General features: G+C 63.9%; 2 protein-coding genes. Both read left to right on the top strand.

Annotated features, from left to right (window positions below; translation table 11 throughout):
- The coding region (locus JCM25156_RS25610) for a peptide chain release factor N(5)-glutamine methyltransferase (RefSeq protein ID WP_407637132.1) at positions 1-680 on the top strand (680 nt) is incomplete at its 5' end.
- A 250-nt stretch (positions 681-930) separates the two neighbouring features.
- Positions 931-1336 (top strand): DUF4167 domain-containing protein (locus JCM25156_RS16740; protein ID WP_242402725.1); only part of this gene is annotated, 406 nt, incomplete at its 3' end.

Below are 1336 nucleotides of genomic sequence, written 5' to 3'. Positions count from 1 at the left end.
TCGAAACCTTTGCCCGGGCGCTTGCGCGCCGCCTGCGCCATGAGCCGATGGCCTATATTACCGGACACACCGGTTTCTGGTCGCTCGATCTGGAAGTATCACCCCACACCCTGATTCCGCGCGCGGATAGCGAAACCCTGATCGAAGCCGTGCTGGACCATCTGCCCGATCACGCCGCGCCGCTGCGCGTGCTCGACATTGGCACCGGCACCGGCTGCCTCATGCTGGCGGTGCTGGCGGAATACCGGCAGGCTTGGGCAATCGGGACCGATCTTGCGCCACAGGCCGCGGGCCTCGCCGTGCGTAACGCCACCCGCAACGGACTGGGCGCGCGCTGCGCCACGTTATGCTGCAACTGGGCCGATGCGCTTACCGGGCCGTTTGACCTGATTCTGAGCAATCCCCCTATATCCCGCATGGCGATCTGGCCGGCTCATGCCCGATGTGGTGAACCACGAACCCGCCCGCGCGCTGGATGGGGGGGAAGACGGGCTTGTCGCATATCGCGCGCTGGCCGCCGTCCTGCCCGACCTGCTTGCACCGGTGGAATCGCGGTGCTGGAACTGGGGATAGGGCAGGGGGACAGCGTGTCCGGACTCATGCGCGCGGCCGGGCTGGAGGTGGCGGAAATACGCCCCGATCTGGGGGGAATAGGGCGCGCGCTGGTCGTGAAAAAATAATTTGGCAGAAAGAACGGCGCGGGCTATATTGTAGACGTGCAGGGCAGACGGAAGGCGGGTTACCGGCCATTCCACTCCCGCGCGATCGATCCCGATTGCAAAATAGAAAAACTGGCAAAATGAACCATGATGGTTCCGCCGTGGTTCAGGGATCCGTGTCCGGTGTTGCGCCGGGCCACCAACATGCAACAGACGGGACGGGCAGACCGCCCCACGGTCCAGGGCAGCGCCGGCGACCGGCAACAGGAAAGTGCTGCGACAGCTTATGAACATGAAACGCATGCGAGGCCGTCACCATCGTTCGGGCGGCAGCAATGGCGGAAGCGTACGCCATAATAATGGCCAGATCCCGTTGAACCGCAACCATGTCTTTGACAGTAATGGGCCTGACCTGCGTGTACGCGGCACAGCGCAGCAACTGTTTGAAAAATACCTCCAGCTTGGCCGCGACGCCAGCAGCACCGGCGACCGTGTGATGGCGGAAGCCTACTTCCAGCATGCCGAACATTACTTCCGCATACTGAACGCCATGACCCAGGCTGCGCAGCAGAGCCAGCAGGAACGTCAGGAGCGCATGGCCCCCCGCCAGCAGCAGCCCCGCCCCGTTGATAACCGCCAGCCCGACACCACGCCGGAAGAAGCGGCGGAACAGCCCG

This window comes from Komagataeibacter kakiaceti JCM 25156 (genome assembly GCF_000613305.1).
The sequence above is the reverse complement of the archived record's forward strand: the minus strand, read 5'-3'. Positions and strand labels throughout refer to the sequence as shown.